Genomic DNA, 22311 nt, shown 5'->3' on the forward strand with positions numbered 1-22311 from the left:
AGATGCCCCATCCCGTGTACAGAAGCTGATCCCCTATGGCACCACGAGTAAAGACCAGCGAGCGCATTGTGCAAACCAGCCTGGAGCTTTTTAACCAGCAGGGCGAACGCAGTGTCAGCACCAACCATATCGCCGCCCATATGGAAATTTCGCCGGGCAACCTGTACTACCACTTCCCCAACAAGCAGGCGATCATCGCCGTGCTGTTTCGCGAATACGAAGCGCTGGTGGACAGCTTCCTGCGTCCGCCCCAAGGGCGCGCCATGCAGGTGGAGGACAAGCGCTTCTACCTGCAGGCCGTGCTGGCCGGCATGTGGCGCTATCGTTTCCTGCACCGTGACCTGGAACACCTGCTGGAAAGCGACCCGGAGCTGGCTACTGGCTATCGGCGTTTTTCCCAGCGCTGCCTGATCCAGGGCGGTGCTATCTATCAGGGCTTTGTCGATGCCGGCATCCTCAACATGGACCCGGTGCAAACCGAAGCCCTGACCCTCAATGCCTGGATCATCCTCACCTCCTGGGTGCGGTTTTTGTGCACCACCAATGAAAACTCTGCCCACCTGAGCGCCGAAGCGATCAAGCGCGGGGTGTATCAGGTGCTGGTGCTGGAGGCGGGTTTTGTCACGCCCCAGGCGAAAGAGGCGGTAGACGCGCTGTTCAAGGAGTTTTACGTGCCGTTGAATCAGGCACTGGAAGACGTGAAGTAGGCCCTTTCTCTAATGCTACAGGAGTCCGCCATGCCGCTTGCCCAACTGATCAGTCCCCAGCAATTGGCCGAGCGCCGCAAGGCCGAAGGTCTAGTGATCCTCGATTGCCGCTTTGCCCTGGAAGACCCGGACTACGGGTGCTCCAGTTATGAAGAAGGTCACATTGAGGGGGCGCAATATGCCGATCTGGATCGTCACCTCAGTGGTCCGGTGGTAAAAGGCGTGACCGGCCGCCACCCTTTACCGGCGGCGGACACCTTCGCCAAGCAACTGCGGGCCTGGGGCATCAGTGCGGATACCGATGTCGTGCTATATGACGACGGCCCGGGCGCCTATGCTGCGCGGGCATGGTGGCTGCTCGCCTGGCTGGGCAAGCGCGACGGCGTGTTCATTCTGGATGGCGGCCTCAAGGCTTGGCACAGCGCCGGTTTCCCATTGAGCCTGGACGTTCCGGTAAACGAAGCGGGGAGCTTTGTCGGCCAGCCGGACAATCATCTGCTGCTGGACGCCGAACACCTGCAAAAACGCTTGGGTCAGCCGGGCATGACCTTGATCGATGCTCGCGCACGCGCCCGTTTTCGCGGCGACGTTGAGCCCATCGACCCGATTGCCGGGCATATTCCCGGCGCGCAGTGCGCGGCATTCAATGAAAACCTCGGCAGCGACGGGCGCTTTTTGCCGGCTGAACAACTCAAGCAACGCTTCGCCGCACAGTTGCAGGGGCGTTCGCCGGAAGAACTGGTGGCCTATTGCGGTTCGGGGGTGACGGCGTGCCACAACCTGTTCGCCCTGAGCCTGGCGGGTTATCCACTGGGTAAGTTGTATGCGGGGTCGTGGAGCGAGTGGATCACCGATTCGAAGCGGGCGATTGCTACGGGCGACTGACCTTCCACCCGTTTTAGCCATGTTGTGCCAATAACCATTGGGGGATGCGACGTTCCAGGTAGTAGCCGGGGCGTTTCAGTGAACCATCGACAAAGCCCACATGGCCACCCTTGGTCGTGAGCTCAAACTCGGTGCAATCCGACAGCTCGCTGGCCTGCGGCAGGCTATGGGCAAACACGAACGGGTCGTCGGCGGCCTGGATAATCAGGGTGGGGGTGCGGATGCCGCCCAGATAGTAACGACTCGACGCGCGGCGGTAATAATCCTCGGCACTCAGAAAACCGTGCAGCGGCGCGGTGACCCGGCCGTCGAAGTCCCAGAACGTGCGCATCTTCTCCAGCGAGCCGAGGGCCTCCAGGGTTTTCAGTCCCTCCACCTGGCCGTCCTGTAGGAAGCGGCGTTGCTTGACGCGGATATACGCCAGCATCTCGCGCATGAAGTGCTTTTGATACACCCGCGAAAACCCCAACCCGATGCGATCGGCGCACTGATCCAGGCGAAAGGGTACCGACACTGCCGCTGCGCCTTGCAACCCGGACATTTCCCCCGTTTCCCCCAAGTGCTTGAGCAACACATTGCCGCCCAGCGAGTAACCCACCGCGTACAAGGGCGCCAACGGTCGCTTGGCGCGCAGGTGCGCAATGGTCGCTGCGAGGTCTTCGCTGGCGCCGGAGTGATAGCTGCGCGCCAACAGGTTCGGCTCGCCGGAACAGCCCCGCCAGTTCAGCGCGACGCTGGCCCAGCCCTGGCCGGCGAGGACTTTCTGCAAGCCTGCGACATAGGGGGAATTGGACGAGCCGGTCAGCCCATGCAGCACCAGCACCAGCGGCACGTGTGCGTCGTGGGGGCCATGCCAGTCGAGGTCCAGAAAGTCGCCGTCGTCCAGCCACAAGCGCTCGCGTTGGCGCTTAATGTGGGTTGTGGGGCGCAACAGCGGCCCCCACAGGGTTTGCAGGTGGGGGTTGCCGAGGCCGAAGGCGGGGGTGAACAGGTCGGAGGACGGTGTCATGAAACTCTCAGTCTGTGGCGAGCCTGCCCGCCACAAGAATACGCGTGCTGAAAAGCATTAAGCGCCGCTTTCGACCAACCGGTGCCACAACGCGTAATACACCCGCCCGGATTTTTGCTCCCGGTGCAGGCGCCACGCGCCCGGCAGGCCCAGGGTAGAAGGTGCGGTTTCGCTTTCGGTGTAGATCCACGCATCGGCAGCCAGCCATTGGCGTTCTTCCAGCAGCGCACACACGGTGGGCAACAGGTTCTGGTTGAACGGCGGGTCGAGGAACACCACGTCGTACTCGCTGGCAGGCTGGGTTTCCAGGTAGCGCAGGGCGTCGGCGGTCTGCACCTGGCCGTTGGTGCAACGCAGGGTGCCCAGATGTTCCTTGAGGCTGGACACCGCGACGTTGCTGGCATCCAGCGCCTGGGCCTGGGCAGCGCCACGGGACAGCGCCTCCAGGAACAGCGCGCCACTGCCGGCGAACGGGTCCAGCACCCTGGCCCCGCCGATGTAGGGCGCGAGCCAGTTGAACAGGGTTTCGCGCACGCGATCCGGCGTGGGGCGCAGGCCTACCACGTCGGGGAAGCTCAGCTTGCGGCTGCCCCATTCACCGCCAATGATGCGCAGTTGGCCCACACCGTTATGCACGTTGTGGACAGGTTTTTTCGGGCGAGATGAACTGGCCATTAATGCTCCGGGACGCCGAGCGGCTGCTCGGCGGGTTTATCAGTAGGGGGCGGTAGTGGCTTCTGCGCAATCGTTGGGCCGGCGGTCACGATGACCATCTTGTCGGCGCTCAAGTGTTTGTTCAACGCAGCCTTGACCTGCTCTACGGTCAGGGCCTGGGATTGTTTCATGAAATCTTCGAGATAGCTCAGCGGCAGGTTGTAGAAACCCATGGCGCCCAGCTGGCCGACGATATCGGCGTTGCTCGCCGTCGACAGCGGGAAGCTGCCGGCCAGCTCACGCTTGGCGTCATCCAATTCCTTCTGGGTCGGGCCGGTCTTGAGGTAATCGGCCAGCACTTGCTCCACCAGTCGCAGGGTGCCGCCGCTCATTTCGGCGCGGGTTTGTAAGTTGATCATGAACGGGCCGCGCACCTGCATGGGCGAGAAACCGGAGTACACACCATAGGTCAGGCCGCGTTTCTCGCGCACTTCGCTCATCAAGCGCGTGCCGAACCCACCGCCGCCGAGGATCTGGTTGCCCAGGGACAAGGCTGCGTAGTCCGGGTCGGCGCGGTCGATGCCCAGTTGGGCGAACAGCAGGTGAGTCTGCTTGGAAGGGAACTCGATATGACTCAGACCGGCCTTGGGCTCGGTGGGCTGGGCGATTTTCGGCAGGGCAGGGCCCTTGGGCAGTGAGGCGGACACCTTGGCGGTCATGGCCTCGGCTTCGGCGCGGCTCAAGTCACCCACCACCGCAATCACTGCGTTACCTGCGGCATAAGCCTTGGCATGGAAGGCCTGCAGTTGTGCGAGGGTAATCTTCGGCACGCTTTCAGGCGTGCCTTCGCTGGAATGCGCATAAGGGTGATCGCCATACAGGCGCTTGAACAACTCAAGGCTCGCCAGTTTGGCGGGGTTCTGCTTCTGGTATTCGAAGCCGGCCAGGATCTGGTTCTTGATGCGCGCCAGGGAATCGGCCGGGAAGGTCGGTTGGCCGATCACCTGGTCGAACAGCGCCAGGGCGGCGTCGCGCTTGGCGCTGTCGCTGAGGCTGCGCAGGGACACCAATGCCATGTCGCGGTAGGCACCGTTGCCGAAGTCGGCGCCCAGGCCTTCAAAGCCGCTGGCGATCTGGCTGACGTCCTTGCCCGGCACGCCTTCGTTGAGCATGGCGTTGGTCATCAGCGCCAGGCCGGGTACATCGCCGTCCTGGCTGCTGCCGGCGGCGAACAGGATGCGCATGTCGAACATGGGCAGTTCGTGGGCTTCGACGAACAGCACCTTGGCGCCTTCTGCGGTGGTCCAGGTCTGCACATCCAGCTTGCGATTGGTCGGCGCCTTGCCGTCCAGTTCCGCCAGGGACTGCAGCGTGTTGGCCGATTGAGCCTGATCCAGCGCCTGGCTGGCCACGGACTCGCCGGGGCGCAGGAAGTACACGGCGCTTGCGGCGATCAAGGTGACGGCGATCAGGCCAGGCAGGATCAGGCGGCTGTTTTTGCGATCACTCATGAGCGGTCTCCTCGGGCAGAACATGGGCGACGCTCAAACGTTCGCGGGTGAAGTAGGTGCGGGCGGCCTTCTGGATATCATCCGGGGTCACGCTTTGCAGGTCGGCGAGTTCGCTGTCCATGAGTTTCCACGACAGCCCCACGGTCTCCAGGGAGCCGATGGCGGTGGCCTGGCTGGTGATGGAGTCCCGCTGATAGACCAGGCCGGCGATGACCTGGGCACGGATGCGCTCCAGTTCTTCAGCGGTCGGCGGCTTGGCTTTCAACTCGTCCAGAAGGCGCCACAGGCCGGCTTCGGCTTGGGCGATGGTCTTTTTCTTCTGCTGGTTCGGCGTGGCCGAGAGGGTGAACAGGGTGTCGCCACGGGTATAGGCGTCGTAGTTGGTGGAGGCGGCGGATACCAGCTCTTCGCCGCGCTCCAATTGTTCGGAAATACGCGCGCTATAGCCGCCATCCAGCAGGGCCGAGATCAGGCGCAGGGCCTGCACCGAACGCTTGTCCTCGGCAGTGGCGAGGCCCGGGACGTTGAAGCCCAGGATCACGCTGGGCAATTGAGTCTGCACGCGCATTGTCAGCAGGCGCTCGCCGGGTTCGGCCAGTTCCATCGGGATCTTGGCCGGTGGCACGTCACGCTTGGGGATCGGGCCGAAGTAGCGCTGGGCCAGGTTCTTGACCTCGTCCGGGGTCACGTCGCCGACCACCACCAACGTGGCGTTGTTGGGCACGTACCAGGACTGGTACCAGTGGCGCAGCTCCTCGACCTTCATGCGTTCCAGGTCCGCCATCCAGCCGATGGTCGGCGTGTGATAGCCGCTGGCCGGGAAAGCCATGGCCTTGAAGCGTTCGAAGGCCTTGGACATCGGGTTGTCATCGGTGCGCAGGCGGCGCTCTTCCTTGATCACCTCGATCTCGCGGCTGAACTCGTCGGCCGGCAGGCGCAGGCTGGCCATGCGGTCGGCTTCCAGCTCGAAGGCCACACCCAGGCGGTCGCGGGCCAGTACTTGGTAGTAGGCGGTGTAGTCGTCGCTGGTGAACGCATTTTCTTCGGCGCCCAGGTCGCGCAGGATCAGCGAGGCTTCGCCTGGCCCGACCTTGGCGCTGCCCTTGAACATCATGTGTTCCAGGGCATGGGATAAACCGGTCTGGCCCGGGGTTTCATAGCTTGAGCCGACCTTGTACCAGACCTGGGAAACCACTACCGGCGCGCGATGGTCTTCGCGCACGACCACCTTGAGGCCGTTGTCGAGGGTGAATTCATGGGTGGGTTGTGGATCGGCAGCCAAAGCTGAAAGAGGCAGACAAACTGTGCTGAACAGCAGGCCTGCGGCGCGGCGGGCGAGAGCATTCATTCGTTTTTTAACCTGTTGGGCTGCCCGCTTGGTCTTAGCGTCGGCGGGCGAGGAGGTGCTAGGATACTGATCCGATTCAGGGACGGCCACAGCGGCTGTCTTGTTGAGGCCCTATTTAGGCCTTACAAAATGTTGCGCATGAACGAGCTGGCTAAAAAACAGTCTGTTACGCATCGAATTTTATTTACCGGCACGCCCCTAGGCGCGTCGCTACCTTGAGATAGCCGTCTCCATGTTTGGTTCCAACGACGACAAGAAGACCCCAGCCGCGGCTGGCGAGAAAAAAGGCCTGTTCGGATGGCTGCGCAAAAAGCCGCAGGAAACCGTCGTCGAACAGCCGCAGGTTCAACCTGAGCCGATCCCCGAACCCGTTATAGAAGCCGAACCGGCGGCCGAAGCGCCGGCACCGGTGGTATTGCCCCTGGTGGAGCCGGTATTGCAGCCGGTCGTCGAAGCGCCGCCTGAGCCTGAGCCGGAGCACAAGCCATGGCCGCCGTTGCCGGTGGCCGAGGAACCGGTGGCGCTGGTCGATGATGTGCAGGCTGAGCACCTCGTGCCGCCGATTCCGCCGGTTGTCGAACCTGAGCCGCAGCCGGCGGCAGTCGAGCCGACGCCTGCTCCGGTAGTTGTGCCTGCGCCGGCCGGGCCTGCGCCGGTGCTAGAGGCCGCGCCTGCGGTCATCGCTGCGCAACCGGCCGAAATCAGCAAGACCGGCTTCTTCGCCCGCCTCAAGCAAGGCCTGAGCAAGACCAGCGCCAGTATCGGTGAAGGCATGGCCAGCCTGTTCCTGGGCCGCAAGACCATCGACGACGAACTGCTCGAAGACATCGAAACCCGTCTGCTGACCGCCGACGTCGGCGTCGAAGCCACCGCGGTAATCATCCAGAGCCTGACCCAGAAGGTCGCCCGCAAGCAACTGACCGACGCCGATGCCCTCTACAAATCGCTGCAGGCCGAGCTGGCCGCGATGCTCAAGCCGGTCGAAGCGCCGCTGGTGATCACCCCGAACAAGCCATTCGTGATTCTGGTGGTGGGCGTCAACGGCGCCGGCAAGACCACCACCATTGGCAAACTGGCCAAAAAGCTGCAGCTTGAGGGTAAGAAAGTCATGCTCGCCGCCGGCGATACCTTCCGTGCCGCTGCCGTGGAGCAGTTGCAGGTCTGGGGTGAGCGCAACAAGATCCCGGTCATCGCCCAGCACACCGGCGCCGATTCCGCCTCGGTGATTTTCGACGCCGTGCAGGCGGCCAAGGCCCGTAACATCGATGTGCTGATCGCCGATACCGCCGGTCGCCTGCACACCAAAGACAATTTGATGGAAGAGCTGAAAAAAGTGCGCCGTGTGATCGGCAAGCTCGACGCCGACGCGCCCCACGAGGTGCTGTTGGTGCTGGACGCCGGTACGGGCCAGAACGCTATCAGCCAGGCCAAGCAGTTCAACCAGACGGTGCAGTTGACCGGTCTGGCCTTGACCAAACTCGACGGCACGGCAAAGGGCGGTGTGATCTTCGCCCTGGCTAAACAGTTCGGCTTGCCGATTCGCTATATCGGTGTCGGTGAGGGTATCGACGACTTGCGCACCTTTGAAGCCGAACCCTTTGTCCAGGCACTGTTTGCCGAGCGGGAGCGTTCATGATTCGATTCGAACAGGTCGGTAAACGCTATGCCAACGGGCATGTCGGCTTGCATGAGCTGAGCTTTCGAGTGCGTCGCGGCGAGTTCCTGTTTGTCACCGGCCATTCGGGCGCGGGCAAAAGTACCTTGCTGCGCCTGCTGCTGGCCATGGAGCGCCCGACCACCGGCAAACTGCTGCTGGCCGGCCAGGACCTGGCCACCATCAGCAATGCGCAGATTCCGTTTCTGCGCCGCCAGATCGGCGTGGTGTTCCAGAACCACCAGTTGCTGTTCGATCGCACGGTGTTCAATAACGTCGCGCTGCCGCTGCAGATTCTCGGGTTGTCCAAGGCTGAGATCATCAAGCGCGTGGATTCGGCCCTGGAGCGTGTAGCGCTGTCGGACAAGACCGACCTCTACCCCGGCGACCTGTCCACCGGCCAGCAGCAGCGCGTCGGTATCGCCCGCGCTATCGTCCACCGCCCGGCCCTGCTGCTGGCGGACGAACCCACCGGCAACCTCGACCCGCGTCTGGCGGCGGAGATCATGGGCGTGTTCGAAGACATCAACCGCCTGGGCACCAGTGTGCTGATCGCCAGTCACGACCTGGCGCTGATCGCACGCATGCGCCATCGCATGCTTACTTTGCAACGCGGCCGCCTGATCGGCGACGGGGAGGCGGGCGTATGAGTGCCACACGCAGCCCCAAGGTTTCCGAGCGCGTGGCGCCAAAACCGGCCGACCCGCAACCGAAAAAGAAAAAACACAACGATGACGACGGCCCGGACTTCAGCACCCTGCTGCGCGCCTGGATCGAAAGTCATCGCGCCAGCCTGGTCGACAGCCTGCGCCGCCTGGGCAAGCAGCCGATCGGTAGCTTTTTTACCTGCCTGGTAATGGCCGTGGCCTTGAGCCTGCCGATGGGCTTGTCGCTGTTGCTCAATAATGTGGAGCGCCTGGGCGGCTCCTGGCAACGTGCGGCGCAGATTTCGCTGTACCTGAACCTGGATGCCAGCCCACAACAGGGCGAAGCGTTGCGCGACGACATCAAGAACATGCCGGGCGTGGCGGATGCCGAGTACGTCAGCCGTGACCAGGCCCTTGAGGAGTTCCAGCAACAATCCGGCCTGGGCGAGGCGCTCAAGGAGCTGCCGCAGAACCCATTGCCCGGCGTGGTGCTGGTAACGCCGAACGAAGTGGACAAGGCCGCCCTCGAAGCCCTGCGACAAAAACTCGCAGAGCTGCCGAAGGTGCAACAAGCGCAACTTGATCTAGTCTGGGTAGAGCGCCTGGCGGCGATCCTCAAACTGGGTGACCGGTTTGTGTTCGGTTTGACGGTGTTGCTGGTGTCTGCATTACTTTTGGTGATAGGTAATACCATTCGTCTTCATATTGAAAACCGTCGCACCGAGATAGAAGTGATTAAACTGGTCGGCGGCACGGACAGCTATGTGCGTCGGCCGTTTCTGTACATGGGCGCGCTTTATGGCTTCGGTGCGGGGATTTTGTCCTGGGGTGTCCTGGCGTTTGGCCTGAATTGGCTGAACGACGCGGTGGTCGGGCTGGCCGGGCTGTACGGCAGCGATTTCGCCCTGGCGGGCGTGCCGGTTGCCGATGGCCTGTCACTCTTGCTCGGCGCGGTATTGTTGGGGTATATCGGTGCCTGGATTGCGGTCGCACGGCATTTACGTGAGTTGGCACCGAAGTAGTTAATGTCAGATTAATGTGGTTTCGTTTGTATTGACCGTATCAGTGGTTTAGGGAACTTGTCCTACGGTTCCCGGTCAATTTTCGCAGTGCTGAACTGCACGAGTTATGTGAGTCGGAGGTTTTTTCGTATGACCACTTCTTTGCAACCTGCTTATGCCTTGGTGCCGGGTGCGAACCTGGAAGCCTATGTGCACACGGTCAACAGCATTCCATTGCTGACGCCCGAGCAGGAGCGTGAACTGGCCGAGAGTCTCTACTATGAGCAGGATTTGGGGGCGGCTCGGCAGATGGTGCTCGCCCACCTGCGTTTTGTCGTACATATCGCCCGTAGCTATAGCGGCTACGGCCTGGCCCAGGCTGACCTGATTCAGGAAGGCAATGTCGGCCTGATGAAGGCGGTCAAGCGCTTCAACCCTGAAATGGGCGTGCGCCTGGTGTCGTTTGCCGTGCACTGGATCAAGGCGGAAATTCACGAGTTCATCCTGCGCAACTGGCGCATCGTGAAAGTCGCGACCACCAAGGCCCAGCGCAAGTTGTTCTTCAACCTGCGCAGCCAGAAAAAGCGCCTGGCGTGGCTGAACAACGAAGAAGTCCACCGCGTGGCCGAAAGCCTCGGTGTGGAACCGCGCGAAGTGCGCGAAATGGAAAGCCGTCTGACCGGTCATGACATGGCGTTCGACCCGGCCGCTGAAGCGGACGACGACAGCGCTTTCCAATCGCCCGCCAACTACCTGGAAGACCACCGGTACGACCCGGCGCGTCAACTGGAAGACGCGGACTGGAGCGATAACTCCAATCACAACCTGCACGAAGCGCTGGAAGTGCTGGACGAACGCAGCCGCGACATCCTCTACCAGCGTTGGCTGGCGGAAGAAAAAGCCACGTTGCACGACCTGGCACAGAAGTACAACGTGTCGGCCGAGCGGATTCGTCAGCTTGAAAAGAGCGCGATGAATAAGCTGAAGCTGTCCATCGCCGCTTAACAATGTGGGAGGGGGCTTGCCCCCCGATGGCGGAGTGTCAGTCAACTTCTGTGTGACTGACACTCCGCCATCGGGGGCAAGCCCCCTCCCATATTTGTTTCTGTGTTGTGTCAGTCGGACCAGGGGGCTTTGCGGGCGTTGTTCAGCTCCATCAGGTAACCATCACCGCCCAGCTGGCTCATCTGTTGTCGAATCCACGCCGCCCGCCGCGCCACGTACGCTGTTGGGTGACTGGCACTCCACACGCGAGGGTTGGGCAACACTGCCGCCAGATAGCTGGCCTGCTGCCGTGATAAGCCCTTGGCGCTCACCCCAAAGTGATGTCGCGCCGCCGCTTCTGCGCCAAACACGCCCTCATCCCATTCCACGCTGTTGAGGTAAACCTCAAGAATGCGCTGCTTGGGCCACAACACCTCGATCAACCCGGTGAACCAAGCCTCCAGGCCTTTGCGCAAATAACTGCGGCCGGCCCACAGGAACAGGTTCTTGGACACCTGCTGGCTCAACGTACTGGCGCCGCGTATCGAACCGCCGCGCTCGTTATGCGCCAATGCCGCCTGGATCGCACCGAAATCGAAACCCCAATGCTGCGGGAAGCGTTGATCTTCACCGGCCATCACCGCGACTTTGAGGTCATCGGAAATCTCGTCCCAGGGCACCCAGGTGCGCTGCAGGTCGATGGGTTCGCCGTCGAACCATGACTCGACCTTGCGCTCCACCATCAGCGCGGTGAACGGCGGCGGGACGACACGAAACAGCAGCACCAGCAACACACTGCCGATGGCGAACCATTTCACGACTTTGAGTAAACGACTGAAGAGGACACGCAGCATAGAGATGGCTTGGCCGAACCCGTTGAGCGGGCCATTATACAGACCCTGCCCGATGAGTCTGACTGGAGTTCCCATGCTGCGTAGCTTTCTGATGCTGGCCGCCTTTTTTGGCTTTACGGGCGTTGCCCTTGGCGCCTTCGCCGCCCATGGCCTGAAAAACCGCCTGAGCGCCGACTACCTGGCGATCTTTCACACCGGCGTGACCTACCAATTGGTGCACACCCTGGCGCTGTTGGGCGTCGCGCTGCTGGCCGCCCACATCCCCGGCCGGCTGGTGACCTGGGCCGGCGTGTCGTTTGTGGTCGGGATCGTGCTGTTCTCCGGCAGCCTGTATGCGCTGACCCTGACCGGTGTCAGCAAGCTGGGCATCATCACACCCTTCGGCGGCCTGGCCTTCCTGCTCGGCTGGTTCTTCCTGGGCCTTGCTGCCTGGCGCATGCAGCTGACCGCTTGACGCTTGGAGCTGACCTTCAGGTCCCAATCGAGCTAGAATGCGGGCCCCTAAAAAACGATGGCGGCCCGTGGCATGCGCATTCAGTTGAACGGCGAACCCTTTGAACTGCCCGACGGTGAAACCGTTGCGGCCCTGCTGACCCGTCTGGACCTGACCGGGCGTCGCGTCGCGGTGGAACTCAACCAGGACATCGTTCCGCGAAGCCAGCATGAAGGTACCGCGTTGAGCGACGGTGACCAGGTCGAAGTGGTCCACGCCATCGGCGGCGGCTAGTCGCGTTGCTTTCTGAATTCTGCAGAACCTCACCCCATTACGAGGATTTCCCATGAGCATCGTTCGTAACGACAAGCCCTTCGTCCTGGCCGGCCGTACCTACCAGTCCCGTCTGCTGGTCGGCACCGGCAAGTACCGCGACATGGAAGAAACACGCCTGGCCATCGAAGCCTCGGGTGCCGAAATCGTGACCTTCGCCGTACGTCGCACCAACCTCGGCCAGATCGAGGGCGAGCCGAACCTGCTCGAAGTGCTGTCGCCGGACCGCTACACCTTTTTGCCGAACACCGCCGGTTGCTACGACGCCGTCGAAGCCGTGCGCACCTGTCGCCTGGCCCGTGAGCTGCTCGACGGTCATAACCTGGTCAAGCTGGAAGTGCTGGCCGACCAGAAAACCCTGTTCCCCAATGTGATCGAAACCCTCAAGGCCGCCGAAACCCTGGTCAAGGAAGGCTTCGACGTGATGGTCTACACCAGCGATGACCCGATCATCGCGCGCCAATTGGCCGAAATCGGCTGCATCGCGGTGATGCCGCTGGCCGGTCTGATCGGTTCAGGCCTGGGGATCTGCAATCCCTACAACCTGCAGATCATCCTCGAAGAAGCCACGATCCCGGTATTGGTGGACGCGGGCGTGGGCACCGCCTCCGACGCGACCATTGCCATGGAACTGGGCTGCGACGCGGTGCTGATGAACTCGGCCATCGCCCATGCCCAGCAACCGATCATGATGGCCGAAGCCATGAACCACGCCATCGTCGCGGGCCGCCTGGCCTACCTCGCCGGGCGCATGCCGAAAAAACTCTACGCCAGCGCCTCTTCGCCGCTGGATGGTCTGATCAAGTAAGAGCCATTGATGACTGAATCAAACGAAACGCCGAACACCCAGGAAGCAGGCGACGAATCCAAGCACCGCCGCATCAAAAGTTTTGTGATGCGCGCCGGCCGCATGACCGAAGGCCAGCAAAAGGGCCTGGAACAAGGTACGCCGTTGTTCGTGCTGCCCCTGGCCGACGCGCCGGTGGACTACGACCAGGTGTTCGGCCGTTCGGCCCCGCGCTCGCTGGAGATCGGCTTCGGTATGGGCCACTCCCTGCTGGAAATGGCAGCGGCTGCGCCGGAACAGGATTTCATCGGTGTGGAAGTGCATCGTCCAGGTGTCGGCGCGCTGCTCAACGGCGTGCTGACCCAGGGCCTGACCAACCTGCGGGTGTACGACTGCGACGCGATCGAAGTACTTAACCGCTGCATCGCCGACAACAGTCTGGACCGCTTGATGCTGTTCTTCCCCGACCCATGGCATAAAGCCCGCCATCATAAGCGCCGCATCGTCCAGGCTTCGTTCGCGGAACTGGTGCGCAGCAAGCTCAAAGTCGGCGGTATCCTGCATATGGCGACCGACTGGGAGCCGTACGCGGAGTACATGCTGGAAGTGATGAACGTCGCCCCCGGCTACCGCAACCTGGCCGAAGACGGCAAATGCGTACCGCGCCCGGCGGAGCGTCCAATCACCAAGTTTGAACGCCGTGGTGAGCGGCTGGGGCATGGGGTGTGGGATTTGAAGTTCGAGAAGCTGGCATAACTCGCCACTGGCTTGAAATGCAATCCAATGTGGGAGGGGGCTTGCCCCCTCCCACAGTTGTTTTGTGTTGGATTTAAGATCAGCGGCGGTCGGCGACGACCCCAATCAACACCAGCACCACCACCAGCACCGGTGCCAGGCTGTAGTTGTTGAACTGGCTCAACCCGCGCACGATCCACGGTGTGGCGTAGATCAAGGCGGCGCCGCTGCCGATCATGCAGACCAGGGCCATCAAAGGCACGCGCAAGGCGCCGGCGATGCTGCCCAGGCGTGCTTCGATCCAGCCCTTGATGTCGGCACCGAACAGCACCAGCAAGCAGCCGACGAGGGCCAGGGAGATTTCCGACAGGTTGCTGCGGCTCCAGCGGGATACGGTGGCGAGCAGGTCGAGTACCAAATCCATTCGAATTCCTTAGAGCGTCAGCTCAAAAACTTCTGCAACAGGTCATTGAGAAAGAGTTGCCCGCGGTCGGTGGCCGCCAGGCGTGACGGTTCGACCTGCATTAAGCCGCTTTGTTCTGCCTCCCTGCGTGCTTCGTCGAGGCTTGCCAGGGCCAGACCGGTGCGCTCGGCGTAGAGCCTGGCATCAACGCCGTCGGTAAGCCGCAGGGCATTCATCAGAAACTCGAATGGCAGTTCTTCGTTGGTCAGTTCCTTCGCGCCGGCCTGGAAGCTTTTGGCCGGGTTCAGATAGTCCTTGGGCGCGCGGGTTTTCCACGTGCGCACAATACGCCCGTCCGGATGACTGAGTTTGCCGTGGGCACCGGCGCCGATACCGATAAAGTCGCCGAAGCTCCAGTAGTTCAGGTTATGCCGTGCCGGTCGGCCCGGCTGCGCATAGGCCGAGACTTCATATTGTGCGTAACCGTGCTCGGCCAGCAGCGCCTGGCCCGCTTCCTGGATATCCCACAGCGTGTCGTCTTCCGGCAGCGCCGGCGGCTGGTTCCAGAACACGGTGTTGGGTTCCAGGGTCAACTGGTACCAGGACAAATGCGTGGGCTTGAGCGCGATGGCCTGGCGCAGATCGCTCAACGCGTCGTCCAGGGACTGATCGGGCAAGCCGTGCATCAGGTCGAGGTTGAAGTTATCGAACCCGGCCTGGCGCGCCATCCCGGCGGCGCGTACGGCCTCGTCGCCGTTGTGAATGCGGCCCAGGGCTTCGAGTTTTGCTTGCTGGAAGCTCTGGATGCCGATGGACAGCCGGTTGATTCCCAGCTTGCGGTAAGCGACGAACTTCTCTTGCTCGAACGTGCCGGGGTTGGCTTCCAGGGTAATTTCGATGTCGCCGGCAAACGGGATGCGTGCTTCCACGCCTTTGAGCAGTCGCCCCAACGCCGCAGCGCTGAACAGGCTGGGCGTGCCGCCGCCGAAGAAGATCGAACTCAGTTCACGCCCATATACCGCGTGCAGATCTTGATCGAGGTCAGCCAGCAAGGCGTCGACGTATTCTTCTTCCGGCAGCACCTTGCTGGCGGTGTGGGAGTTGAAGTCGCAGTACGGGCATTTGCGCACGCACCACGGAATATGGATATACAGCGCCAGGGGCGGCAGCACAGGCATGGCCGCCCGAGGTGTTTGCACGCCGCCGTGAATCAGCGGCTGCGCAGAGGTGTTCTGGGTCATTTCAGGCTCAGGCGTTGGCGCAGCAAATCCATTGCGCGAGCACGGTGGCTGATCTGGTTCTTGTCGGCCGGGCTCAGCTCGGCACTGGACACGTTACGCTCCGGCACCCAGAACAGCGGGTCATAGCCAAACCCATGCTCGCCGCTGGCCGCATGCAGGATGCGCCCGTGCCACAGGCCTTCACAGAGGATCGGCAGCGGGTCGTCGGCGTGTCGCACCAGCGCCAGTACGCAGACGAACTGCGCGCCGCGCTCGGCATCCGGTACGTCCTTGAGGGCTTCGAGCAGCTTGGCGTTGTTGGCTGCGTCGCCCTTGCCGTCGGCATAGCGTGCCGAGTAGATCCCCGGCGCACCGCCAAGGAAGTCCACCGCCAGGCCCGAGTCGTCCGCCAGTGCCGGCAGACCGGAAATACGCGCGGCATTGCGCGCCTTGAGGATGGCGTTTTCGACGAACGACAGGCCGGTCTCTTCCGGCTCCACCTGGCTGAACTCGCCGATGGAGCGCAGTTGCACGGAGTCACCGAGCATGGCCTGCAGTTCTTTGAGTTTGCCGGCGTTATGGCTGGCCAGTACCAGTTGAGTCAGGTTCATCATTCGGCCGGAAACAGTTCTTGGTTGAATTGGAAGCTATGCGCTTTGCCGCCGGTTTCAACATTGATGGTAAAGGTCTTGTATTCGCGCTGGGTCACGGAGTACGGCGCGAGGTAGCTGATCCCGTTTTTCTCATCGATTTGCTTGAACGTCAGGATCTCGCTTTTGCCACCCAGGTCCTTGATGGTACCGGTCACCTGAGCCGCGCCCGGCGTCACTCCCTTGATCACGGTCACATTGATCAGCCCTTTTTCCTTGCTGCGCACCACGCCGATTTTCTGCGCGGTCTCCGGGGGCAGGAAGCTGGACGTGAATGTGTTGTAGTGAACGGTGATATCGCCGAAGTCTTTCTTGCGATTTGCGTCGATAGCGTCCGCGGCCATGGCGCTGGCGCCCAGGCAGGCGGTCAATAGAAATACAGCCAGGCGGCTCATGAGCGTCCCTCTTGAAAATGATTAGACGGCAATCTTGTGGTCGGCCAGACCGGGGCTGCTGACCCGGTAGATACCAATTTCGCCCAACAGGTTGGGCCATAGTTTACTCGCCCAGCCGTGACGGTGCTGTTGGTCGACGGCGAGGCGGTTGATCACCTTGGCTTCACGCTCACCACACAGGGCTTCGAAGTCTTCGAAGGTGCAAAAGTGGATGTTCGGCGTGTTGTACCAGGTATAGGGCAGGAAATCCGATACTGGCATACGGCCCTTGGTGGCCAGGTACCAGCGGCAGCGCCAGTGCCCGAAATTGGGGAAGGTGATGATGCACTGGCGGCCTACGCGCAGCATCTCGTCGAGGATGCGGTCCGGGTAGTGCACCGCCTGCAGGGCCTGGGTCATCACCACGATGTCGAAGCTGTTGCTGGCAAAGTTGCCGAGGCCCTTGTCCAGGTCCTGCTCGATCACGTTGATGCCCTTGGCCACGCACTGGGCGATGTTGTCCGCGTCGTTTTCCAGGCCGTAGCCGGTGACTTGCTTGTTGTCCCGCAGCCAGCTCAGCAGTTCGCCATCGCCGCAGCCCAGGTCGAGCACGCGGCTGCCGGCGGGGATCCAGTCTTGGATAATTTCCAGGTCGGCTCTCATGGCGTTCTCACACAGTTATGCGGTTCATATAGTTGCCGAAGGCCTGCAGGTAGCGCGGGATCGGAATCAGGAAGGCATCGTGGCCTTGCGGAGCATCGATCTCCAGGTAGCAGACGTCCTTGCGCGCGGCCATTAGGGCATCCACCAGCTCACGGGAGCGGGCCGGCGAGAAGCGCCAGTCGGTGGTAAATGACATCACACAGAACTTGGCCTTGGCGATCTCAAAGGTTTTCGCCAGGTCATCGTCGTGGTTGGCCGCCGGGTCGAAGTAGTCCAGGGCCTTGGTCATGAGCAGGTAGGTGTTGGCGTCAAAACGCCCGGAAAACTCCTCGCCCTGATAGCGCAGGTAGCTTTCCACCTGGAACTCGACGCTGTGGAAATCGTAGTTGAGCTTCTCGCTCTTGAGACCGCGGCCGAATTTCTCGCCCATGGAATCATCGGACAGGTAAGTGATGTGGCCGACCATGCGCGCCAGCATCAGGCCGCGCTTGGGAATCACGCCGGCTTCCTGAAACGAGCCACCGTGGAACTCGGGGTCGGTGAGGATGGCCTGGCGCGCCACTTCGTTGAAGGCGATGTTCTGCGCCGATAATTTAGGCGCCGAAGCGATAGCCAGACAATGGCGCACCCGGTCCGGGTAGGTGATGGTCCATTGCAGCGCCTGCATGCCGCCCAGGCTGCCGCCGATCACCGCCGCCCACTGGTTGATACCCAGCCGATCGGCCAGGCGGGCCTGGCTGTGCACCCAGTCTTCCACGGTGAGCACCGGGAAATCGGCGCCGAACGGCTTGCCGGTTTCCGGGTTGAGGCTGCTGGGGCCGGTGGACCCGTTGCAGCCCCCGAGGTTGTTGAGGCTGACCACAAAGAACTTTCGCGTGTCGATGGGCTTACCGGGGCCGATGCAGCTGTCCCACCAGCCGGGCTTGCGCTCATCGACGCTGTGGAAACCTGCGGCATGATGATGGCCGGACAGGGCATGACAGATCAGCACGGCATTGCTCGCCGTGGCATTCAATTGGCCGTAGGTTTCGTAGATCAGGTCGTAGGCTGGCAGCGACCGACCGCAGGCCAGGGCCAGCGGTTCGCTGAAGTGCGCCACTTGGGGCACGACCAGTCCAACAGAATCGGGGGGGAAGGCAGTTGGCATCGACCCTGCTCTCGTCTAAATGAGGCGTAAGTCTAAAGAGCGGGGACCCCAGCGGCAAGCAAAGGCCTGCACGGATGCAATTCAACGGTGCAAATACAAAAAGTGGGAGGGAGCAAGCTCCCTCCCGCCTTTGATCCGGGTCAGATCAGGCCAAACAGCTCTTTAGGCATGAACGCGTAGAACGCCAGGCGCGGAATCACCCAGCTCTGCAGCAGCTGGATGGCGATAAACGCGAAGATCGGCGAAATATCCAGGCCGCCCAGGTTGGGAATCAGGCGACGGAACGGCGCCAGCACCGGTTCGGTGATCTGGTAGACCAGCTCGGCGCCCGGGCTGCGGCTGCCGGGGGCGACCCACGACAGGATCACGCTGATGATCATCGACCAGAAGATAATCTTCAGGAACAGCGAAAAGATGCCGATCAGCGCCCAAGGCAACAGCAGCACGGTGAAGGCCTGGTAGCCGTTGAGCGACAGCACGACCACAAACAGCAGGATCTGCAGCAGCAGGGCCAGTACCAGCGACGACATGTCCAGCCCGAACAGACTCGGGATCACTCGGCGCAGTGGCTTGAGCAACGGCTGGGTGGCCTTGACCACGAACTGGCACAGCGGGTTGTAGAAGTTCGCCCGCACCAGTTGCAGGATAAAACGCATCAGCACGATCAGCAGGTACAGGCTGCCGAGGGTCTGGATGATGAAGATCAGGGCGTCATTGAGTCCAAGCATCATGTATTCCTTCGTAGGAGACGATTATTTGCCCAGTTGCTCGGCCAGCTCGGCCGAACGGTGTGCCGCGGCACCCAGCGCTTTTTCCACCAGGGCTTCGAAGCCTCCGGCCTGGAACGATTCGATGGCGGCCTGGGTGGTGCCACCCGGCGAGGTCACGCGGCGGCGCAGCTCTGCGGCGTCTGCATCGCTGGACACCGCCATATGCGCGGCGCCCAGTGCGGTCTGCTCGGCCAGTTGTTCGGCAACGTCCTTGGGCAGGCCCAGTTTCACACCGGCGGCGGTCATGGCTTCGATCAGCAGGAAGAAGTACGCCGGGCCGCTGCCGGACACGGCGGTCACCGCATCCAGTTGCTGCTCCTGTTCCAGCCACAGGGCGATACCCACGGCGGACAGCAGCTCCTGCGCCTGGTCGCGTTGTTCGGCGCTCACCTGGGCGGTGGCGTACAAACCGCTCACGCCCTGGCGCACCAACGCCGGGGTGTTGGGCATGCAGCGCACGATCGGCTGCGCGCCCAGCCAGTTGTGCATGCTGGCGCAGGTGATGCCGGCGGCGATGGATACCACCAGTTGATGCGGCTGCAGATGGGCGCGCAGGCTTTCGCACACCGCTTTCATGGCCTGTGGCTTAACCGCCAGTACGACCACATCGGCGCCCTGGATGGCCTCGGCGTTGTCGGCGAAGGTCTCGATGCCGTGTTCGGCACTGATGCGGGCTCGGGTGTCGGCGCCCGGGTCGCTGGCTCGGATCAGGGCCGGCTCCAGGCCCTTGGCCCGCAGGCCGCCGATCAGGCTGGCCGCCATGTTACCGGCGCCGATAAAGGCAATACGCGTGTTACTCATGACAGGTCCTTACTCAAAGAGAAGTCAGCCATTTCAAGGCTGGCCGTAGTCGCGGGCGCCAAACAGAGCGGTACCGATCCGCACCCAGGTAGCGCCTTGGGCGATGGCCGATTCAAGGTCGTGGCTCATGCCCATGGAAAGTGTGTCGAGCGCCAGGTTCAGGCTGGCCTGCAGGTCGCGTACCGTGGCAAACGCGGCGTCTTGCGCGGCACGATCGTCGGTCGGCTCCGGGATCGCCATTAAGCCGCGCAGCGACAGGCGCGGCAGGGCAATGATGGCGTTGGCCAGGGCCGGCAGGTCGGCGGGCGTACAGCCGGACTTGCTGGCTTCGCCGCTGACGTTGACCTGAATGCAAATATTCAACGGCGGCAGCTCGGCCGGGCGTTGCTCGGACAGGCGTTGTGCAATTTTCAAGCGGTCCACGGAATGCACCCAGGCGAAGTGCTCGGCGATCGCACGAGTCTTGTTCGATTGAATGGGGCCGATGAAGTGCCAACTCAAGGGCAGGTCGGTCAATTCGGCCTGTTTGCTCAAGGCTTCCTGCAGATAGTTCTCGCCAACGTCACGCAGGCCGGCGGCATAAGCTTCGCGCACGGCTTGCGCGGGTTTGGTCTTGCTCACGGCCAGCAGGTGGACGCTGTCGGGGTCACGTTGCGCGGCGGCGGCCGCGGCGCGGATGCGCTGGCTAACCAGGCCGAGGTTGTCTGCTATCGTCGACATTCAAGTTGCGCCCGTGGATATGGAGTCCGCGGCATTCTACTGGAAATGGAAAGCCCTATGGATATCGCTCAATTGCTGACGGTCAGCGTGCGCCGAGGCGCCTCCGACCTGCATCTCTCGGCAGGCCTGGTGCCAATGTTAAGGATCGATGGCGAGGTTTGGCCCCTGGATTGGCCCGTACTTTCAGCCCGGCAAGTTGCAGATTTGCTGAGCCCGTTGCTTAACGAGCACCAACAAAAGGATTTCGAAACGTCTCTTGAAACTGATTTTTCCTTCGAGCTGCCCGATGTGGCACGGTTCCGGGCTAACGTGTTCCAGCAGGATCGCGGCATGGGCGCAGTGTTTCGCACCATCCCGACGGAGGTCCTGAGTCTGGAGAGGCTGGGCCTGGGCGATGTATTCCAACGTATCGCCCGGTTACCGCGCGGCCTGGTGCTGGTGACCGGGCCTACCGGTTCAGGCAAGTCCACCACCCTGGCGGCGATGATCGACTACCTCAACCAGCACCGGCGCCAGCACATCCTCACGTTGGAAGACCCCATCGAATTTATCCACACGCCGAAAGTCGCCCTGATCAATCAACGCCAGGTGCACCGTGATACGCACAGTTTTTCGGTAGCGCTGCGCTCGGCATTGCGCGAAGACCCCGATGTAATCCTGGTCGGCGAGCTGCGCGACCTGGAAACCATCCGCCTGGCATTGACCGCAGCGGAGACCGGGCACCTGGTGTTCGGCACCTTGCACACCACCTCGGCGGCGAAAACCATAGATCGCCTGGTCGATGTGTTCCCCGCAGGCGAAAAGGCCATGGTGCGTTCGATGCTGTCGGAGTCGCTGCAAGCCGTGGTGTCCCAGGTGCTGGTGAAGAAGCTCGGCGGCGGGCGTGCGGCGGCCCATGAAATCATGCTGGGCACACCGGCAATTCGTAATCTGATCCGTGAAGACAAAGTGGCTCAGATGGTCTCGGCGATGCAGACGGGGGGCGCGCTGGGGATGAAGACACTGGATATGAGTTTGAAGGCGCTGGTCGCGCAGGGCGTGATCAGCCGGGAAGAGGCGCGGGAAAAGGCGAGGGTGCCTGGGGATATATAAGCAGGTCTAAATGTGGGAGGAGGTTGCCCCCTCCCACACTCGACCGCATTCGAGCTTCGGATCAGCGTTGTACTACCCGCATAGTGTTCTGCTCTTTCGGCAGAACCCGCTTGGCAATTACGTAGTTCTTGTCCCAGAACGGCTTTTTCAGCGTGTCGATGCTCACCGACTTGCCACGTCGTGGTGCGTGGATAAAACGGTCGTTGCCCAGGTAGATGGCAACATGGTTGACCTGGCGGCTCTTCAACTTGAAGAACAGCAGGTCGCCCGGTTTCAGGTCTTTGCGGTCAACCTTCAAACCGTGACCGGCAGCCATGGCGTTGGAGGTGCGTGGCAAATCCACCGCTTTTACATCGTTAAAGGCATATTTCACCAAGCCACTGCAGTCGAACCCTTTACTTGGGCTGCTGCCGCCCCAACGATAAGGCGTACCGAGCACATTCACCGCGCGGCTGAGCACGTTGCTGCTCTGCTTGGTGTTAACGGCCATCAGGCCCGGGGTCGCTTTACCGTGGGCCTTGCTCAGTTGAGTCGGACGGTTGACGGTCGGCTTGGAGGCTTTGGCGGTGCTCGGCGTGCTGTGGACTTTAGGGGTGAAACCGTTGACGTTTGGAAGTCGTTGCTCACGATTGGTGGCGTGGGCGGCCAGTGGCATTAATAGGCAAATGGTTAGCCATGTCTTGAAAAATGGTCGCATTAGGCGTGGCTCTTGTGGGTTTGCGCGCAACTTTATAACAGCTTTTGATGTCGTTCTCAGGCCGTTTGTCGACTGAACCTTGGGGTCAAATTCAGGAAAACGCGACAAATCGCCGCAATTGTCCTACACAAGGCAGGTGGCATAAGGCTTTCAGGGCAGGGAAGATACCACTCGCCGTACGTCGGGCGCCTGTAAAAAAGTCACAAAGAAAGTGAAAAAATTTATCTATCGA

At 61.8% G+C, this 22311-nt stretch carries 26 protein-coding genes; 11 read left to right on the top strand and 15 right to left on the bottom strand.

Translation table 11 applies throughout. The annotated features are described in order from the left end of the window. The first annotated feature begins 35 nt into the window (after window positions 1-35). A complete protein-coding gene (locus OSC50_RS00285) occupies window positions 36-707 on the top strand; it encodes a TetR/AcrR family transcriptional regulator (RefSeq protein ID WP_181076502.1) in 672 nt (223 codons plus the stop codon). Between the two features lie 30 nt (window positions 708-737). Next, complete coding sequence (locus OSC50_RS00290; RefSeq protein WP_181076503.1) at window positions 738-1592, top strand: sulfurtransferase; 855 nt, start codon at window positions 738-740, stop codon at window positions 1590-1592. 13 nt (window positions 1593-1605) lie between these two features. Here OSC50_RS00290 and OSC50_RS00295 read toward each other — a convergent pair whose 3' ends face one another. From OSC50_RS00295 to OSC50_RS00310, 4 genes are read right to left on the bottom strand one after another with little or no spacing between them, the layout of a single operon-like run. Beyond that, window positions 1606-2601: a hydrolase gene (locus tag OSC50_RS00295; RefSeq protein WP_266247271.1), complete on the bottom strand. Its 996-nt coding sequence runs from the start codon at window positions 2599-2601 to the stop codon at window positions 1606-1608. Window positions 2602-2658: 57 nt separating this feature from the next. Continuing rightward, window positions 2659-3276, bottom strand: coding sequence for a 16S rRNA (guanine(966)-N(2))-methyltransferase RsmD (gene rsmD / locus OSC50_RS00300; protein ID WP_181076505.1), 618 nt, complete (start codon window positions 3274-3276; stop codon window positions 2659-2661). Next, a complete protein-coding gene (locus OSC50_RS00305; RefSeq protein WP_181076506.1) occupies window positions 3276-4766 on the bottom strand; it encodes a M16 family metallopeptidase in 1491 nt (496 codons plus the stop codon). The genes rsmD and OSC50_RS00305 overlap by 1 nt, the downstream gene beginning before the upstream one ends. Then, window positions 4759-6114, bottom strand: coding sequence for a M16 family metallopeptidase (locus tag OSC50_RS00310; protein ID WP_181076508.1), 1356 nt, complete (start codon window positions 6112-6114; stop codon window positions 4759-4761). The genes OSC50_RS00305 and OSC50_RS00310 overlap by 8 nt, the downstream gene beginning before the upstream one ends. 232 nt (window positions 6115-6346) lie before the next feature. Between OSC50_RS00310 and ftsY the strand changes: the two genes are divergently transcribed. The 4 genes from ftsY to rpoH all read left to right on the top strand — a co-directional run bounded on the left by ftsY (window position 6347) and on the right by rpoH (window position 10421). Continuing rightward, window positions 6347-7750, top strand: a complete 1404-nt coding sequence (gene ftsY, locus OSC50_RS00315; RefSeq protein WP_266247267.1) for a signal recognition particle-docking protein FtsY — start codon at window positions 6347-6349, stop codon at window positions 7748-7750. Then, entirely contained in the window at window positions 7747-8418 is a 672-nt protein-coding gene (ftsE, locus tag OSC50_RS00320; RefSeq protein ID WP_003176700.1) for a cell division ATP-binding protein FtsE, read from the top strand. Before ftsY ends, ftsE begins: the two co-directional genes overlap by 4 nt. Further along, the gene (gene ftsX / locus OSC50_RS00325; RefSeq protein WP_181076511.1) at window positions 8415-9437 is read left to right on the top strand and encodes a permease-like cell division protein FtsX; all 1023 of its coding nucleotides are present in this window, start codon (window positions 8415-8417) and stop codon (window positions 9435-9437) included. The genes ftsE and ftsX overlap by 4 nt, the downstream gene beginning before the upstream one ends. Before the next feature lie 129 nt (window positions 9438-9566). Next, a complete protein-coding gene (gene rpoH, locus OSC50_RS00330; RefSeq protein ID WP_005792286.1) occupies window positions 9567-10421 on the top strand; it encodes an RNA polymerase sigma factor RpoH in 855 nt (284 codons plus the stop codon). A 110-nt stretch (window positions 10422-10531) separates the two neighbouring features. Here rpoH and mtgA read toward each other — a convergent pair whose 3' ends face one another. After that, on the bottom strand, window positions 10532-11254 hold the full coding sequence (gene mtgA / locus OSC50_RS00335) for a monofunctional biosynthetic peptidoglycan transglycosylase (RefSeq protein WP_266247265.1): 723 nt from the start codon (window positions 11252-11254) through the stop codon (window positions 10532-10534). Window positions 11255-11327: 73 nt separating this feature from the next. Here mtgA and OSC50_RS00340 point away from each other — a divergent pair, with 73 nt between their 5' ends. The 4 genes from OSC50_RS00340 to trmB all read left to right on the top strand — a co-directional run bounded on the left by OSC50_RS00340 (window position 11328) and on the right by trmB (window position 13563). Continuing rightward, entirely contained in the window at window positions 11328-11708 is a 381-nt protein-coding gene (locus OSC50_RS00340) for a DUF423 domain-containing protein (RefSeq protein WP_181076515.1), read from the top strand. Between the two features lie 72 nt (window positions 11709-11780). Further along, entirely contained in the window at window positions 11781-11981 is a 201-nt protein-coding gene (thiS, locus tag OSC50_RS00345) for a sulfur carrier protein ThiS (RefSeq protein WP_181076516.1), read from the top strand. 52 nt (window positions 11982-12033) lie between these two features. Further along, on the top strand, window positions 12034-12828 hold the full coding sequence (locus OSC50_RS00350; protein ID WP_034101284.1) for a thiazole synthase: 795 nt from the start codon (window positions 12034-12036) through the stop codon (window positions 12826-12828). A 9-nt stretch (window positions 12829-12837) separates the two neighbouring features. Continuing rightward, a complete protein-coding gene (gene trmB / locus OSC50_RS00355) occupies window positions 12838-13563 on the top strand; it encodes a tRNA (guanosine(46)-N7)-methyltransferase TrmB (RefSeq protein WP_181076518.1) in 726 nt (241 codons plus the stop codon). A gap of 79 nt (window positions 13564-13642) precedes the next feature. On the opposite strand, the gene OSC50_RS00360 is transcribed toward trmB, so the two are convergent. The 9 genes from OSC50_RS00360 to OSC50_RS00400 form a co-directional block, all read right to left on the bottom strand. Then, window positions 13643-13966: a DUF3392 domain-containing protein gene (locus OSC50_RS00360; protein WP_122716594.1), complete on the bottom strand. Its 324-nt coding sequence runs from the start codon at window positions 13964-13966 to the stop codon at window positions 13643-13645. A 17-nt stretch (window positions 13967-13983) separates the two neighbouring features. Continuing rightward, complete coding sequence (gene hemW, locus OSC50_RS00365) at window positions 13984-15123, bottom strand: radical SAM family heme chaperone HemW (protein WP_219855162.1); 1140 nt, start codon at window positions 15121-15123, stop codon at window positions 13984-13986. A 59-nt stretch (window positions 15124-15182) separates the two neighbouring features. Further along, complete coding sequence (gene rdgB / locus OSC50_RS00370) at window positions 15183-15779, bottom strand: RdgB/HAM1 family non-canonical purine NTP pyrophosphatase (RefSeq protein WP_105521096.1); 597 nt, start codon at window positions 15777-15779, stop codon at window positions 15183-15185. After that, complete coding sequence (locus tag OSC50_RS00375) at window positions 15776-16210, bottom strand: DUF4426 domain-containing protein (protein ID WP_181076521.1); 435 nt, start codon at window positions 16208-16210, stop codon at window positions 15776-15778. The genes rdgB and OSC50_RS00375 overlap by 4 nt, the downstream gene beginning before the upstream one ends. A 21-nt stretch (window positions 16211-16231) precedes the next feature. Then, window positions 16232-16852, bottom strand: coding sequence for a methionine biosynthesis protein MetW (metW, locus tag OSC50_RS00380; RefSeq protein ID WP_181076522.1), 621 nt, complete (start codon window positions 16850-16852; stop codon window positions 16232-16234). 7 nt (window positions 16853-16859) lie between these two features. Then, on the bottom strand, window positions 16860-17999 hold the full coding sequence (gene metX, locus OSC50_RS00385) for a homoserine O-succinyltransferase MetX (RefSeq protein ID WP_181076524.1): 1140 nt from the start codon (window positions 17997-17999) through the stop codon (window positions 16860-16862). Window positions 18000-18139: 140 nt separating this feature from the next. Continuing rightward, on the bottom strand, window positions 18140-18727 hold the full coding sequence (locus tag OSC50_RS00390) for a YggT family protein (protein ID WP_181076526.1): 588 nt from the start codon (window positions 18725-18727) through the stop codon (window positions 18140-18142). Between the two features lie 24 nt (window positions 18728-18751). Further along, the gene (gene proC, locus OSC50_RS00395; RefSeq protein WP_266247260.1) at window positions 18752-19570 is read right to left on the bottom strand and encodes a pyrroline-5-carboxylate reductase; all 819 of its coding nucleotides are present in this window, start codon (window positions 19568-19570) and stop codon (window positions 18752-18754) included. 33 nt (window positions 19571-19603) lie between these two features. Next, complete coding sequence (locus tag OSC50_RS00400; protein ID WP_181076529.1) at window positions 19604-20290, bottom strand: YggS family pyridoxal phosphate-dependent enzyme; 687 nt, start codon at window positions 20288-20290, stop codon at window positions 19604-19606. 57 nt (window positions 20291-20347) lie between these two features. Here OSC50_RS00400 and OSC50_RS00405 point away from each other — a divergent pair, with 57 nt between their 5' ends. Then, the gene (locus OSC50_RS00405; protein ID WP_253509705.1) at window positions 20348-21382 is read left to right on the top strand and encodes a type IV pilus twitching motility protein PilT; all 1035 of its coding nucleotides are present in this window, start codon (window positions 20348-20350) and stop codon (window positions 21380-21382) included. 61 nt (window positions 21383-21443) lie between these two features. On the opposite strand, the gene OSC50_RS00410 is transcribed toward OSC50_RS00405, so the two are convergent. Further along, window positions 21444-22079, bottom strand: a complete 636-nt coding sequence (locus OSC50_RS00410) for a C40 family peptidase (RefSeq protein WP_181076532.1) — start codon at window positions 22077-22079, stop codon at window positions 21444-21446. Window positions 22080-22311: the final 232 nt, after the last annotated feature.

Source organism: Pseudomonas quebecensis (genome assembly GCF_026410085.1).
GTDB lineage: Bacteria > Pseudomonadota > Gammaproteobacteria > Pseudomonadales > Pseudomonadaceae > Aquipseudomonas > Aquipseudomonas quebecensis.